This is a genomic window from Amycolatopsis sp. NPDC101161, assembly GCF_044768185.1.
Lineage (GTDB): Bacteria > Actinomycetota > Actinomycetes > Mycobacteriales > Pseudonocardiaceae > Amycolatopsis.
In genome coordinates this window covers 1-12,855 of record NZ_JBIWPI010000011.1, presented here as the reverse complement: position 1 = coordinate 12,855, position 12,855 = coordinate 1, and the positions used below count along the sequence as shown (strand labels likewise).

The following is a 12,855-nucleotide window of genomic DNA, read 5'->3' as shown; positions in this document are numbered from 1 at the left end:
GGGCGCCGCCGGGCTCCCCCGGGGCTGCCCCCCCCCGGGCCCCCCGCCCGGGGGCCGGCCCGGGGGGGGGGGTCCGCGGTGGGGCGGGGGGGGGGGGCGGCCCCCGGGGGCCCCGCCCCCCCACGGCGGCCGGTGAACGCTGCGACCAGGGAGGGACGACCGATGCCGGACGACTTCGGCAACCAGCTAGCTCCGCCCACCCGCCGCCGCGGCGGCCCGGTCCGCGAGCACCCTCAAGTGCGCCACCAGCTCCGGTGGCTCCTCGACGGTGAACGCGCACCCCGCGCCCAGCAGCCGGAACGCGAGCCAGTCCAGGGTGTCCGGGTGACTGCGCCACCGGCAGCCGCCCTCGTCGAGGTCGGTCAGCTCACCCGGCGCCGCGCCCAGCCTGGGTGCCACCTGCGACGACGATTCCGCCAGCACCGCCACCGCCCGGTACGTCGGCAGGAGGTCGTAGAGCCGGTCGATCACGTACGCCGCCAGGTCCGTGGCGGGTGGCCGGCGCGGCGCCACCCGTCCGCCGGTCGCCTGGGCGTCGCGGATCCGGTCGGCGCGGAAGATGCGCCAATCCGCCCGGTCCAGGTCGTACGCCACCAGGTACCAGCGGCGCCCGGTGGCGACCAGCCGGAGCGGCTCGGCGCGGCGCCGCGTCTCGGTGCCGTCGTTCGCGCGGTAGCGGAAGCGGACCGTCTCGTGGTTGGTGATCGCGCCGGCGAACACCGTCAGCTGCGCCGGGTCGACGGCCGGTCCCGTGGCCGGGACGGCGACCGTCGCCGTGCCGATCGTGCCCACCCGGCGGCGCAGCCGGGCCGGCAGGACCTGCTCCAGCTTGGCCAGCGCCCGCACGGACGCCTCCTCGATCCCGGCGACGGTCTGCCCCGCGGCGGTCCGCAGCCCCACCGCGATCGCGACGGCCTCGTCGTCGTCGAGCACCAGCGGCGGCATCGCGGTGCCCGCCACCAGCCGGTAGCCGCCCGCGACGCCGCGGCTGGCCTCCACCGGGTAGCCGAGCTCGCGCAGCCGGTCGACGTCCCGGCGGATCGTGCGCGGGCTGACGCCGAGCCGCTCGGCCAGCTCGCTGCCCGGCCACTCGCGCGGTGTCTGGAGCAGCGAAAGCAGGCCGAGCAACCGGGCCGGGGTGTCCGTCATGGGCCCAGCATCCCAAGGTGGCGGGCACCACTCCGGGTTTGTTTAGACTTGCAGGGGCGTGCATAATCATGCGTATGACGGTGAACATCGCGGTGGCCGGAGCCAGCGGGTACGCGGGCGGCGAACTGCTGCGCCTGCTCCTGACCCATCCCGAGGTCGAGATCGGCGCGCTCACGGCCGCCAGCAGCGCGGGCACGAAGCTCGGCGTCCACCAGCCCCACCTCGTCCCCCTCGCCGACCGCGTCCTCGCCGAGACGACACCGGAGACCCTCGCCGGCCACGACGTCGTGTTCCTCGCGCTGCCCCACGGGCATTCCGCGGAGATCGCGGCCCAGCTCGGCCCGGACGTCCTGGTCGTCGACCTCGGCGCCGACCACCGGCTGGCCGACCCGGCCGACTGGCAGCGCTGGTACGGCGGCGAGCACGCCGGCCAGTGGCCCTACGGCCTGCCCGAACTGCCCGGTGCCCGCGAAAAGCTCGCCGGCACCAAGCGCGTCGCCGTGCCCGGCTGCTTCCCGACCGGTGGGTCGCTGGCCCTGGCGCCCGCGTTCGCCGCTGGGCTCATCGAGCCGGACGTCACGGTCGTAGCGGTCACCGGCACCTCCGGCGCCGGCAAAAGCCTCAAGCCGAACCTGCTCGGTTCCGAGGTGATGGGCTCGGCCAGCGCGTACGGCGTCGGCGGCGCCCATCGCCACACCCCCGAGTTCGCGCAGAACCTCTCGGCCGTCGCGGGGGAGCGGGTCACCGTGTCCTTCACGCCGGTCCTCGCGCCGATGCCCCGCGGCATCCTGACCACCGCGAGCGCCCCGCTGAAGGACGGCGTCGACGAGACCGCCGCCCGCGCGGCGTACGAGAAGGCCTACGACGCCGAACCGTTCGTCCAGCTGCTGCCCGCGGGCGCGTGGCCGACGACCTCGGCGACGCTCGGCTCGAACAACGTCCAGCTGCAGGTCACCGTCGACGCCGACGCGAAGCGCCTGGTCGTCGTCGCCGCGATCGACAACCTCACCAAGGGCACCGCCGGCGGTGCCGTCCAGTCGATGAACCTGGCCCTCGGCCTCCCCGAGACCACCGGCCTTTCCACCGTAGGAGTGGCACCGTGACCGTCACCGGCCCCCAGGGCTTCCGCGCTGCCGGCGTCGCCGCCGGGATCAAGGCCTCCGGCGCGCTCGACTTCACGCTGGTCGTCAACGACGGCCCGCTGGACGTCGCGGCGGGCGTGTTCACCCGCAACGTCATCAAGGCCGCGCCGGTGCTGTGGTCGCAGGAGGTGCTCAAGCAGCAGCGGCTCAAGGCCGTCGTCCTCAACTCCGGCGGCGCGAACGCGGCCACCGGCCCCGGCGGCTTCCAGGACACCCACGCCACCGCCGAAAAGGTCGCCGAAGTCCTGCAGGCGGGCGCGATCGAGGTCGCCGTCTGCTCCACCGGCCTGATCGGCGAACGGCTGCCGATGGACGCGGTCCTGTCCGGAGTGGACAGCGCCTTCAAGGCCCTCGACGCGAGCGCCGAAGCGAGCCTCAACGCCGCCACGGGCGTGATGACCACCGACACCAAGCCGAAGCAGGCGTTCGCGAAGCACGAAACCGGCTGGAGCGTCGGCGGTTTCGCGAAGGGCGCGGGCATGCTCGCCCCGAACCTGGCGACCATGCTCTCGGTGCTGACCACCGACGCCGTGGTGGACAAGGAAACCCTCGACCGCGCCCTGCGCGCGGCCACCCACGTCACCTTCGACCGGCTCGACGTCGACGGCGGCACGTCCACCAACGACACCGTCCTGGTCCTGGCCTCCGGCGCGAGCGGCGTCGAGCCGACCGAAGCGGAGTTCACCGAGCTGCTCACGAAGGTCAGCCTCGACCTGGTCCTCCAGCTGCGCGCGGACTCCGAAGGCGCGACGAAGGACGTCGACATCACCGTCCAGGGCGCGGAATCCGAAGCGGACGCGATCGCGGTCGCCCGCACGATCGCCGAAGACAACCTGGTCAAGACGGCGCTGTTCGGCTCCGACCCGAACTGGGGCCGGATCGCGATGGCGCTGGGCCGGGTGCCGGCCCGCATCGACCCGGAGACCGTGTCGATCGCGATCAACGGCGTCACCCTGTTCGCCCAGGGGATGCCCGCAGCCGACCGCTCGGAGGCGAACCTCACCGCGCGGGCCGTCGAGATCGTCGTCGACCTCGGCGTCGGCGGCGCCGCGGCCACCATCTACACCACGGACCTTTCGCACGGTTACGTCGAAGAGAACAGCGCGTACTCCTCATGACCAAGGAGGCACTGATTTCCGCGGACGAACGACTCGCGACGGCGGCCGAGAAGGCCGGGGTGCTCATCGAGGCGCTGCCGTGGCTGCAGCGGTTCCACGGCGCCACGGTGGTGGTCAAGTACGGCGGCAACGCCATGATCGACGACGGGCTCAAAGCGGCCTTCGCCGAGGACATGGTGTTCCTCCGGCTGGCCGGCCTGCGCCCGGTCGTCGTGCACGGCGGCGGCCCGCAGATCACCGCGATGCTCAAGCGCCTCGGCGTCGAAGGCGAGTTCAAGGGCGGCCTGCGGGTCACCACGCCGGAGACGATGGACATCGTCCGGATGGTGCTCACCGGCCAGGTCAGCCGCGAGCTCGTCGGGCTGATCAACGCCCACGGCCCGTACGCGGTCGGCATCTCCGGCGAGGACGCCCGGCTGTTCACCGCCGAGCGCAAACAGGCCACTGTGGACGGTGAACAGGTCGACATCGGCCTGGTCGGCGAGGTCGCCGAGGTCAACCCGGACGCGGTGCTCGACATCGTCAACGCCGGGCGCATCCCGGTGGTGTCCACCGTCGCCCCGGACGTCGACGGCGTGGTGCACAACGTCAACGCCGACACCGCCGCGGGCGCGCTGGCGGCCGCGCTGGGCGCCGAAAAGCTCGTCGTGCTCACCGACGTCGAAGGCCTGTACGCGAACTGGCCCGACCGGTCGTCGCTGATCGACCGCATCCGCGTCGACCACCTCGAACCGATGCTGCCCACCCTGGCCAGCGGCATGATCCCGAAGATGGAGGCGTGCGTGCGCGCGATCCGCGGCGGCGTGCGCCGGGCGCACGTGATCGACGGCCGTCTCGCCCACTCGGTGCTGCTGGAGGTCTTCACCTCGCGCGGCATCGGCACCATGGTCTTCCCCGAAACGGAGCTCCCGTGACCGACCTCAAGTCCAATGTGGACGGCCAGACGCACTGGCAGTCCGCCCTCATGGACAACTACGGCACGCCCGCGCTGACCCTCGTGCGCGGCGAAGGCGCGAAGGTGTGGGACGCCGACGGCAAGGAGTACGTCGACCTGGTCGGCGGCATCGCCGTCAACGCGCTCGGCCACGCCCACCCGGCGATCGTCGAGGCCGTCACCGCGCAGATCAAGCAGCTCGGCCACACGTCGAACCTCTACGTGAACCCGGTGGCCGTCGAGCTCGCCGAGGCGCTGCTCGACGTCGCCGGCCTCACCGGCAACGGCAAGGTGCTGTTCGTCAACTCCGGTGCCGAGGCCAACGAAGCCGCGCTGAAGATCAGCCGGCTGACCGGGCGCACCAAGGTCATCGCCGCCGAGGGCGCGTTCCACGGCCGGACCATGGGCTCGCTGACGCTGACCGGCCAGCCCGGCAAGCGCGACCCCTTCAAGCCGCTGGTGCCCGGCGTGGAGCACGTGCCGTTCGGGGACGTCGCGGCGCTGAAGGCGGCCGTCGACACCGAGACCGCGGCCGTCTTCCTGGAACCGGTGCTCGGCGAAGCCGGCGTGATCCCCGCGCCGGACGGCTACCTGCAGGCCGCGCGCGAGATCACCAAGGCCACCGGCACGCTGCTGGTGCTCGACGAGGTGCAGACCGGCCTCGGCCGGCTCGGCACGTGGTTCGGCTACCAGCAGGCCGGCATCGTGCCGGACGTGATCACCCTGGCCAAGGGCCTCGGCGGCGGCCTGCCGCTGGGTGCCGTGATCGGCGTCGGCGCGGCGGGCGACCTGCTCAAGCCGGGCCAGCACGGGACGACGTTCGGTGGCAACCCGGTGTGCTGCGCGGCCGGCCTGGCCGTGCTGAAGACCATCGCCGCGGACGGCCTGCTCGACCACGTCTCGACGCTGGGCAAGGACATCGCGGCGGGCGTCGAGGCGCTCGGCCACCCGCTCGTCGCCGGGGTGCGCGGGGCCGGCCTGCTGCTCGGCATCGCCCTGCGCGAGCCGGTCTCGGCCGCGGTCGCCAAGGCGGTCCAGGACGCCGGCTACCTCGTCAACCCGGTCGCGCCCGACACCGTCCGGCTCGCGCCGCCGCTCGTCCTCGACGCCGAACAGGCCGACGGCTTCCTCGCCGCCCTCCCGAACGCGCTCGACTCCACCACGAAGGACTCCGACTGATGCTCCGCCACTTCCTCCGCGACGACGACGTCAGTCCCGCCGAGCAGAAGGCCATCCTCGACCTCGCCGACGCGCTGAAGGCCGACCCGCTCGGCACCAAGACCCTCGCCGGCAAGTCGATCACGGCGATCTTCGAGAAGAACTCGACCCGCACGCGGTTCTCGTTCGAGGTCGGCATCAGCCAGCTCGGCGGCCACCCGGTGATCGTCGACGGCCGCTCGATGCAGCTCGGCCGCGAAGAGACCATCGAGGACACTTCGCGGGTGCTGTCGCGCTACGTCGACGGGATCGTGTGGCGCACCTTCGCGCAGAAACGCATCGAGGCGATGGCGTCGGCGGCGTCGATCCCGGTCGTCAACGCCCTGACCGACGAGTTCCACCCGTGCCAGGCGCTCACCGACCTGATGACGATCCGCGAGCGCAAGGGCAAGCTCGAGGGCCTCATCCTCGTCTACCTCGGTGACGGCGCCAACAACATGGCGCACTCGCTGCTGCTCGCCGGGGTCACCGCCGGCATGCACGTCCGCGTGGTCTCGCCGCTCGGGTTCCAGCCCGACCAGCAGGTCATGCTGGACGCCAAGAAGCGCGGCGAGGAGACCGGCGGGACCGCCACCGTCTTCACCGACCCGTACGAGGCCGTCGCCGGCGCGGACGTGCTGGTCACCGACACCTGGACGTCGATGGGGCAGGAGAACGACGGGCTCGACCGGGTCGGCCCGTTCCGCGCCCTGCAGGTCAACACCGAGCTGCTGAAGAAGGCCGCGGACGACGCGATCGTCCTGCACTGCCTGCCCGCGCACCGCGGCTGGGAGATCACCGACGAGGTGATCGACGGCCCGGCGAGCGCGGTGTGGGACGAGGCCGAGAACCGGCTGCACGCCCAGAAGGCCCTGCTGGTCTGGCTCTTCGAAGAGAGCCGGCGATGACCAGCAGCCGGGTGGGCAGGCAGGCGCGGATCACCGAGCTGGTGTCGACCATGACGATCCGCAGCCAGACCGAGCTGGCCAAGCTGCTGGCCGCGGAAGGCATCGAGGTCACGCAGGCGACGTTGTCGCGCGACCTCGACGAGCTGGGCGCGGTCAAGCTGCGCGGCCCGGACTCGGGCGCGCCGGTCTACGTCATCCCCGAGGACGGCAGTCCCGTCCGCGGGGTGCAGGGCGGCACGTCGCGGCTCTCCCGGCTGCTCGCGGAGCTGATGGTCTCGGCCGACTCGTCGGGCAACCTGATGGTGCTGCGGACGCCGCCGGGCGCGGCGCAGTTCCTGGCCAGCGCCATCGACCGGGCCGCGCTCGAAGAGGTCGTCGGCTCGATCGCCGGGGACGACACCGTCGCCGTGATCGCCCGGGAACCGTTGACGGGCAAGGAACTGGCGGAGCGCTTCGCCGCCCTCGCACAGCGCTCGGCGCACGAAGCAGGAGAAGAAGGACCACCATGATCGCGATCGCCGACATCTTCCCGGCCGAGGGCGAGTTCCTCGCGCCGGACGAGGTCGTGATCACCTTCGACCACGGGATCCCGGTGGCGATCGACGGCGAGACGGTCTCCGTCGCCGAAGCGCGCCGGATGTTGAGCGCGCGTGGCGAAGCGCAGAGAATCGGGCGCGGCGAAGCGTGCGCCGCACTCGAACGGCGGACCGGCCGCGGATGTGCCAGTGTCCGCCTGGTCCTGTACGACGGCCGGATCACGGTCGCCTGAACACACGAACACCGAGGAGAAGCGAGAACAGTGAGCGGGAACGAGCAGCCGGTGCAGCTCTGGGGCGGCCGGTTCGCCAGCGGTCCGGCGGAGGCCATGGCCGCGCTGAGCGCGTCGACGCACTTCGACTGGCGCCTGGCGCCCTACGACATCGCCGGGTCGCGCGCGCACGCCCGCGTGCTGAGCAAGGCGGGCCTGCTCACCGAGGACGAGCTCACCGGCATGCTGGCCGCGCTGGACACGCTCGCGCAGGACGTCGCCTCGGGGACGTTCACCCCGACGATCGCCGACGAGGACGTGCACACCGCGCTCGAACGCGGCCTGCTCGAGCGGGCCGGCACCGAGCTCGGCGGCAAGCTGCGCGCCGGCCGGTCGCGCAACGACCAGGTGGCCACGCTGTTCCGGATGTGGCTGCGTGACGCCGCCCGCCGGGTCGTCGCCGGCACGCTCGACGTCGTCGACGCGCTGGTGTCCCAGGCCAAGCGGCACCCGGACGCGATCCTGCCCGGCCGCACGCACCTGCAGCACGCCCAGCCGGTGCTGCTCGCGCACCACCTGATGGCCCACGGCCAGGCGCTGCTGCGCGACGTTTCGCGGCTGCAGGACTGGGACGCGCGCACGGCGGAGTCGCCGTACGGTTCGGGCGCGCTCGCCGGCTCGTCGCTGGGGCTCGACCCCGAGGCCGTCGCCGCGGAACTGGGTTTCGCGACGAGCGTCGAGAACTCCATCGACGGCACCGCCTCGCGGGACTTCGTCGCCGAGTTCGCCTTCGCCGTCGCGATGCTCTCGGTCAACCTGTCCCGGATCGCCGAAGAGGTGATCATCTGGAACACCGCCGAGTTCGGCTACGTGACGCTGGACGACGCCTGGGCGACCGGCAGTTCGATCATGCCGCAGAAGAAGAACCCGGACGTCGCCGAGCTGACCCGCGGCAAGGCGGGGAGGCTGATCGGCAACCTCACCGGCCTGCTGGCCACCCTCAAGGCGCAGCCGCTGGCCTACAACCGCGACCTGCAGGAGGACAAGGAGCCGGTCTTCGACTCGGTCGAGCAGCTCGAGCTCCTGTTCCCGGCGATCGCCGGCATGCTCGCCACGCTGACCTTCCACACCGACCGGCTCGCCGAACTGGCCCCGGCCGGGTTCACCCTCGCCACCGACATCGCGGAATGGCTGGTGCGCCAGGGCGTCCCGTTTCGCGTCGCGCACGAGGCGGCGGGCGAAAGCGTCCGGGTCGCCGAGGCCCGCGGCGCCGGCTTGGACGAGCTGACCGACGAGGAGTTCGAGAAGATCAACCCGGCGCTCACCCCCGAGGTGCGGGCCGTGCTCACCGTCGAAGGCTCGGTGAAGTCGCGCAACGCCCGGGGTGGCACGGCGCCCGAGCGCGTGGCCGAACAGCGCGCGCGGCTCGAGGAGCGCGTCAACGCGGCCCGTCAGTGGCTCAACTGAGGGATTTGCGGAGCTTGGCCCGGACGGCCCGCGTGGCCACCGGGCCGAGCCCGTCCAGGACGTCGACGAGCACGGCCAGCTGCTCCAGCGCGGCGATGGCCTGCTCGGCGCCGTCGGGGTCGACGGTCTCGAACAGCGACAACCCGAGGAACCCCGACGACACGGCGTGGGCGAGCCCGGCGGGGTCGGCCAGCTCGGCCAGCGGCGACCCGGCGAGCACGCGCTCCAGCGCCGTCCGGACCTCGGTGATCCACTTCTCCAGGCCCTCGCGGGTCGCTTGGGAGAGCCGCTCGCTGCCCTGCGCGCCGGCCAGCGTCTGGGCCAGCACGGCGAGGTTGCCCTCCGCGCGTTCGGCGACCCGGATTTCGCGGCCCAGCGCCAGCAGGTCGCCGACGGTGGCCACGGCGGCGAAGCGCTCCCGGTAGAGCGAGACGCGGGCTTCGGTCGCGAGGACGCACGCCTGCGCGATCAGCTCTTCGACGCTGCCGAAGTGGTAGAAGATCAGCGCCTGGTTCGCGCCGGCCGCGGTGGCGACCGACCGCGCGGAGACCGCGGTGATGCCCTGGTGCCGGATGATCTCGAGCACGCCGTCCACGAGCTTCTGCTTCGTGTCCCGCGAGCTGGAGTTCCGGCCGGTGCCCATCAGTCCATGACCTTCTCACGGAGCGGCTTGACCGCCCCGCTCACCCCGCTTCCGACGTCGACGAGACGCGCACCGAAGGCGCCTTCGTAGCCGAACACCGGCCCGAAGCGCGGGTTGACCACCGCGACCTCGATCCGGAACTGGCCGCTCGCCTCGTCGAACCACTCGTCGACCCGCGCGGAGCCGGTGAGGACCCGCGGCAGGCCGGCGCGGACCGGTCCCTCCTGGAGACGGAACTCGCCGGTGCGGATCCGGAACCCGCCGTCCGGCCGGACGGACATCGCGAGGTCGACCGCCAGGTGCTGGTGCGTCCCCAGGTAGTCGACGAGCCCGCGGCCGGGGCTGAACACCATCTGCGCGTCGAACCGCCTGCGCCGTCTCGGGAACTCGAAGGTGCGCACGAAGGAGACGGTCTCGCGGCCGTGCCGGTCCACGTACGGGTAGTTCTCGATGGTGAACGGCACGTTCCGGCCGCAGTCGGGGAACAGGATGTGCCGCGTCGACCCGAGCCACAGGAACGGCAGCGTGAACGCCGGACCGCGCCAGATCCGGTCCATCACGCCGTGGCCGATCATGCCGCGGCCGGCCGACAGGGCGAGGCGTTCCCGCATGCGTGGGTGCAGGAACGCGAAGTCGGCGCCGAGCGCGCGTTCGAAGACGCCGGTCATCGCGCTGCCACCTCGTCACGGGGGCGGGTCCGGCCGCAGCGGGCGGCCGAGGGCGCGGTCAGGAGCTGTTCCTCCGGTGGCGTCCCCGTCTCGAGCCAGAGCCGCAGCCGGTCGAACGACCAGGCCGTCATCCAGCCGAACAGCGGGCGGAACACCCGGTCCGCCGCGCGGCCGAAGCGGCCCCAGCGGGTGCCGTAGTCGAAGCCGGTGACGAACCGGACGCCGTCGCCGACCGGTGTGTAGCGCCAGAACCCGGCCCCCGCGCTGATCAGCGACAGCGGGTCGGCGGAGGCGAACCGCAGCACCGACGTGCGCGAGCCGTCCGGCCAGGTGCGCGAGGCCGCGCTGACCCCGACGCCGGTGACCGTGACCCCGAGGAACCGTGAGGCGTAGCGGAAGTGGCCGTCGTGCCCGGGGATCGGGCTGATGTCGGCGAAGCGCAGGTCCCAGCGCCGGTGCAGGGCCGGGTCCTGCGTGTGCCGCCACAGCTTGTCCAGGTCGGTGCGGATCAAGGTCTCGACGTAGAGCGCCTTCGGTCGCATCTCTCGGCTCCCCTCAGAGTTTGAGCGACTGCTCAAATCGACTGTAGAGAAGTTTGAGCGATCGCTCAAGGACTAGGGTGATCCCGCCAGGCAGCCGACGAGAGGAACCCCGTTTGAACGGCGACGCAGGCCGGTTGTTCACCCGTGACGAGCTGGCCCTCGACCCGGTCGACCTGGCCCAGCTGCTGCTCGGCTCGGTCCTGGAGGCCACCGGCCCCGACGGCACCGTCGGCGTCCGGCTCGTGGAGGTGGAGGCCTACCGCGGCGAGGACGATCCGGCGTCGCACTGCTACCGCGGCCGCACGCCGCGCAACGCCGTCATGTGGGGACCCGCGGGTCACCTGTACGTGTACTTCGTCTACGGGATGCACTTCTGCGCGAACGTCGTCGGCACGCACGAAGGCATGCCCGGCGCGGTGCTGCTCCGTGCCGGCGAAGTCGTCACCGGCCTCGACGTCGTCCGCAAGCGCCGGCCGTCCGCGCGGGGGACCGGCGAACTGGCGAAGGGCCCGGCCATCCTGACGTCGGTGCTGCGCGTCGACCGCGCGCAGAACGGCGTCGACCTGACCGACCCCGCGTCTCCGGTCCGGCTGCACGTCGGCGAGCGCGTCCCCGCCGAGCGGATCCGCACCGGGCCCCGCGTCGGCGTCGCGATGGCCATGGACACGCCGTGGCGGTTCTGGGACGCCGCGTCGCCGGCCGTGTCCACCTACCGCCGCGGCGGGAAGCGCCGGGTCCGACCCGCCAGTTAGTCGGTTGACCAGGTGCGGGAGGATCTACAGGCGTGAGCGAACACATCCTCGACGAGCTGACCTGGCGCGGCCTCATCGCGCAGTCCACCGACATCGACGCCCTCCGGCGCGAGCTCGACCAGGGTCCCGTCACGCTCTATTGCGGCTTCGACCCGACCGCGCCCAGCCTGCACGCCGGCAACCTCGTCCCGCTGCTCATGCTCAAGCGCTTCCAGCGCGCGGGGCACCGGCCGATCGTGCTGGCCGGCGGCGCGACCGGGATGATCGGCGACCCGCGGGACACCGGTGAGCGCACGCTGAACACGCTCGACGTCGTCGCCGACTGGGCGGGACGCATCCGCGGCCAGCTCGAACGGTTCGTCGACTTCGACGACTCGCCGACCGGCGCGATCGTCGAGAACAACCTGAACTGGACCGGCCAGCAGACCGCCCTGGAGTTCCTGCGCGACGTCGGGAAGCACTTCTCGATCAACGTCATGCTCAACCGGGAGACGGTCAAGCGGCGGCTCGAGGGCGACGGCATGTCGTACACCGAGTTCAGCTACCTGCTGCTGCAGTCGCAGGACTACCTGCAGCTGCACCGCAAGTACGACTGCAAGCTGCAGGTCGGCGGGTCCGACCAGTGGGGCAACCTCGTCGGCGGCGTCGACCTGATCCGCCGGACCGACGGGGCGGGCGTGCACGCGCTGACCGCGCCGCTGGTCACCGACGCCGAGGGCCGCAAGTTCGGCAAGTCCACCGGGGGCGGGAACCTCTGGCTCGACCCGGAGATGACCTCGCCGTACGCCTGGTACCAGTACTTCGTGAACGTCGGTGACGCCGACGTCGTCCGCTACCTGCGGATGTTCACGTTCCTGAGCCAGGAGGAGATCGCTTCGCTGGCGGAGGACACCGAACAGCGCCCCCACCTGCGGGCCGCGCAGAAGCGGCTGGCGGAGGAGTTCACGATCCTCGTCCACGGCGAGGAGCAGACCCGGCAGGTGATCAACGCCAGCCAGGCGCTGTTCGGCCGCGGCGAGCTCGCCGAGCTGGACGAACGCACCCTCGACGCCGTGATGGCCGAGGTGCCGAACGGCAAGGTCGACCCGTCCGGTGACGCGACGATCGTCGACCTGCTGCTCGCCGGGGGACTGGTGGACAGCAAGGGTGCCGCGCGCCGCACGCTCAAGGAGGGCGGCGCGTACGTCAACAACGTGAAGATCGCGGACGAGGAGTGGAAGCCGGCGCCGGGCGACGCCCTGCACGGCAAGTGGCTCGTGGTCCGCAAGGGCAAGCGGAACGTCGCCGGCGTCGCGCTCGGCGGCTGACCGGCCTCCGACGGCCCGAAACAGGGGCCTGACCTGCGGGAACGCGGTTAAGGTACCCCCCTGTTTCGGGCCCTCTGGCGGGGTGTAAAGTTCTCCAAGTCGCCAGGGAGACCGGGCGGCCGCCGGGACACGAACCAAGCTCTCGCAGAAGCGATTGAGTGGGTGTCCCACCAAAAACTGCTAGAAATAACTCGCTTCGAGTAAGGCCGCTTGACGGCGGCGCGACTCGGGGTGTGTTGCTTGAGAACTCAACAGTGTGCTAGTGAACTAAGCCAGTAGA

Annotated in this window: 14 protein-coding genes; 10 read left to right on the top strand and 4 right to left on the bottom strand. The window is 72.1% G+C overall.

Going from position 1 to position 12,855, the window contains the following annotated elements; all coding sequences use genetic code 11:
- Window positions 1-186: 186 nt before the first annotated feature.
- The gene (locus ACIRSS_RS50295) at window positions 187-1,149 is read right to left on the bottom strand and encodes a helix-turn-helix transcriptional regulator (RefSeq protein WP_400909600.1); all 963 of its coding nucleotides are present in this window, start codon (window positions 1,147-1,149) and stop codon (window positions 187-189) included.
- 74 nt (window positions 1,150-1,223) lie between these two features.
- Here ACIRSS_RS50295 and argC point away from each other — a divergent pair, with 74 nt between their 5' ends.
- From argC to argH, 8 genes are read left to right on the top strand one after another with little or no spacing between them, the layout of a single operon-like run.
- Window positions 1,224-2,252: an N-acetyl-gamma-glutamyl-phosphate reductase gene (gene argC / locus ACIRSS_RS50290; protein WP_400909598.1), complete on the top strand. Its 1,029-nt coding sequence runs from the start codon at window positions 1,224-1,226 to the stop codon at window positions 2,250-2,252.
- A complete protein-coding gene (gene argJ / locus ACIRSS_RS50285) occupies window positions 2,249-3,409 on the top strand; it encodes a bifunctional glutamate N-acetyltransferase/amino-acid acetyltransferase ArgJ (protein ID WP_400909596.1) in 1,161 nt (386 codons plus the stop codon). The genes argC and argJ overlap by 4 nt, the downstream gene beginning before the upstream one ends.
- The gene (gene argB, locus ACIRSS_RS50280) at window positions 3,406-4,323 is read left to right on the top strand and encodes an acetylglutamate kinase (protein WP_400909594.1); all 918 of its coding nucleotides are present in this window, start codon (window positions 3,406-3,408) and stop codon (window positions 4,321-4,323) included. Before argJ ends, argB begins: the two co-directional genes overlap by 4 nt.
- The gene (locus tag ACIRSS_RS50275) at window positions 4,320-5,522 is read left to right on the top strand and encodes an acetylornithine transaminase (protein WP_400909592.1); all 1,203 of its coding nucleotides are present in this window, start codon (window positions 4,320-4,322) and stop codon (window positions 5,520-5,522) included. The genes argB and ACIRSS_RS50275 overlap by 4 nt, the downstream gene beginning before the upstream one ends.
- Entirely contained in the window at window positions 5,522-6,448 is a 927-nt protein-coding gene (gene argF, locus ACIRSS_RS50270) for an ornithine carbamoyltransferase (protein WP_400909590.1), read from the top strand. Before ACIRSS_RS50275 ends, argF begins: the two co-directional genes overlap by 1 nt.
- Window positions 6,445-6,957, top strand: a complete 513-nt coding sequence (locus ACIRSS_RS50265; protein WP_400909588.1) for an arginine repressor — start codon at window positions 6,445-6,447, stop codon at window positions 6,955-6,957. The genes argF and ACIRSS_RS50265 overlap by 4 nt, the downstream gene beginning before the upstream one ends.
- On the top strand, window positions 6,954-7,217 hold the full coding sequence (locus ACIRSS_RS50260; protein WP_372667190.1) for an argininosuccinate synthase: 264 nt from the start codon (window positions 6,954-6,956) through the stop codon (window positions 7,215-7,217). Before ACIRSS_RS50265 ends, ACIRSS_RS50260 begins: the two co-directional genes overlap by 4 nt.
- Before the next feature lie 30 nt (window positions 7,218-7,247).
- A complete protein-coding gene (gene argH / locus ACIRSS_RS50255) occupies window positions 7,248-8,663 on the top strand; it encodes an argininosuccinate lyase (RefSeq protein ID WP_400909586.1) in 1,416 nt (471 codons plus the stop codon).
- On the opposite strand, the gene ACIRSS_RS50250 is transcribed toward argH, so the two are convergent.
- Genes ACIRSS_RS50250 through ACIRSS_RS50240 form a run of 3 tightly spaced genes read right to left on the bottom strand, consistent with a single transcriptional unit; the run spans window position 8,656 to window position 10,516 of the window.
- Entirely contained in the window at window positions 8,656-9,306 is a 651-nt protein-coding gene (locus tag ACIRSS_RS50250) for a TetR/AcrR family transcriptional regulator (RefSeq protein ID WP_400909584.1), read from the bottom strand. The two genes, argH and ACIRSS_RS50250, sit on opposite strands and share 8 nt — an antisense overlap.
- Complete coding sequence (locus ACIRSS_RS50245) at window positions 9,306-9,974, bottom strand: DUF4166 domain-containing protein (RefSeq protein WP_400909582.1); 669 nt, start codon at window positions 9,972-9,974, stop codon at window positions 9,306-9,308. The genes ACIRSS_RS50250 and ACIRSS_RS50245 overlap by 1 nt, the downstream gene beginning before the upstream one ends.
- Window positions 9,971-10,516 (bottom strand): hypothetical protein, encoded by a 546-nt coding sequence (locus tag ACIRSS_RS50240; protein WP_400909580.1) that lies wholly within the window; start codon window positions 10,514-10,516, stop codon window positions 9,971-9,973. The genes ACIRSS_RS50245 and ACIRSS_RS50240 overlap by 4 nt, the downstream gene beginning before the upstream one ends.
- A 113-nt stretch (window positions 10,517-10,629) precedes the next feature.
- On the opposite strand from ACIRSS_RS50240, the gene ACIRSS_RS50235 reads away from it, so the two are divergent.
- Together ACIRSS_RS50235 and tyrS are read left to right on the top strand one after the other, a co-directional pair.
- Window positions 10,630-11,268, top strand: coding sequence for a DNA-3-methyladenine glycosylase (locus ACIRSS_RS50235; protein ID WP_400909578.1), 639 nt, complete (start codon window positions 10,630-10,632; stop codon window positions 11,266-11,268).
- Between the two features lie 32 nt (window positions 11,269-11,300).
- Window positions 11,301-12,575, top strand: a complete 1,275-nt coding sequence (tyrS, locus tag ACIRSS_RS50230; protein ID WP_400909576.1) for a tyrosine--tRNA ligase — start codon at window positions 11,301-11,303, stop codon at window positions 12,573-12,575.
- Window positions 12,576-12,855: the final 280 nt, after the last annotated feature.

Bases quoted from the DNA above. Each gene is read 5' to 3' on its own strand.
- argC (WP_400909598.1), top strand. From the start codon at position 1,224: ATGACGGTGAACATCGCGGTGGCCGGAGCCAGCGGGTACGCGGGCGGC.
- argB (WP_400909594.1), top strand. From the start codon at position 3,406: ATGACCAAGGAGGCACTGATTTCCGCGGACGAACGACTCGCGACGGCG.
- ACIRSS_RS50250 (WP_400909584.1), bottom strand. From the start codon at position 9,306: ATGGGCACCGGCCGGAACTCCAGCTCGCGGGACACGAAGCAGAAGCTC.
- ACIRSS_RS50245 (WP_400909582.1), bottom strand. From the start codon at position 9,974: ATGACCGGCGTCTTCGAACGCGCGCTCGGCGCCGACTTCGCGTTCCTG.
- ACIRSS_RS50265 (WP_400909588.1), top strand. From the start codon at position 6,445: ATGACCAGCAGCCGGGTGGGCAGGCAGGCGCGGATCACCGAGCTGGTG.
- ACIRSS_RS50240 (WP_400909580.1), bottom strand. From the start codon at position 10,516: ATGCGACCGAAGGCGCTCTACGTCGAGACCTTGATCCGCACCGACCTG.
- argF (WP_400909590.1), top strand. From the start codon at position 5,522: ATGCTCCGCCACTTCCTCCGCGACGACGACGTCAGTCCCGCCGAGCAG.
- ACIRSS_RS50260 (WP_372667190.1), top strand. From the start codon at position 6,954: ATGATCGCGATCGCCGACATCTTCCCGGCCGAGGGCGAGTTCCTCGCG.
- ACIRSS_RS50295 (WP_400909600.1), bottom strand. From the start codon at position 1,149: ATGACGGACACCCCGGCCCGGTTGCTCGGCCTGCTTTCGCTGCTCCAG.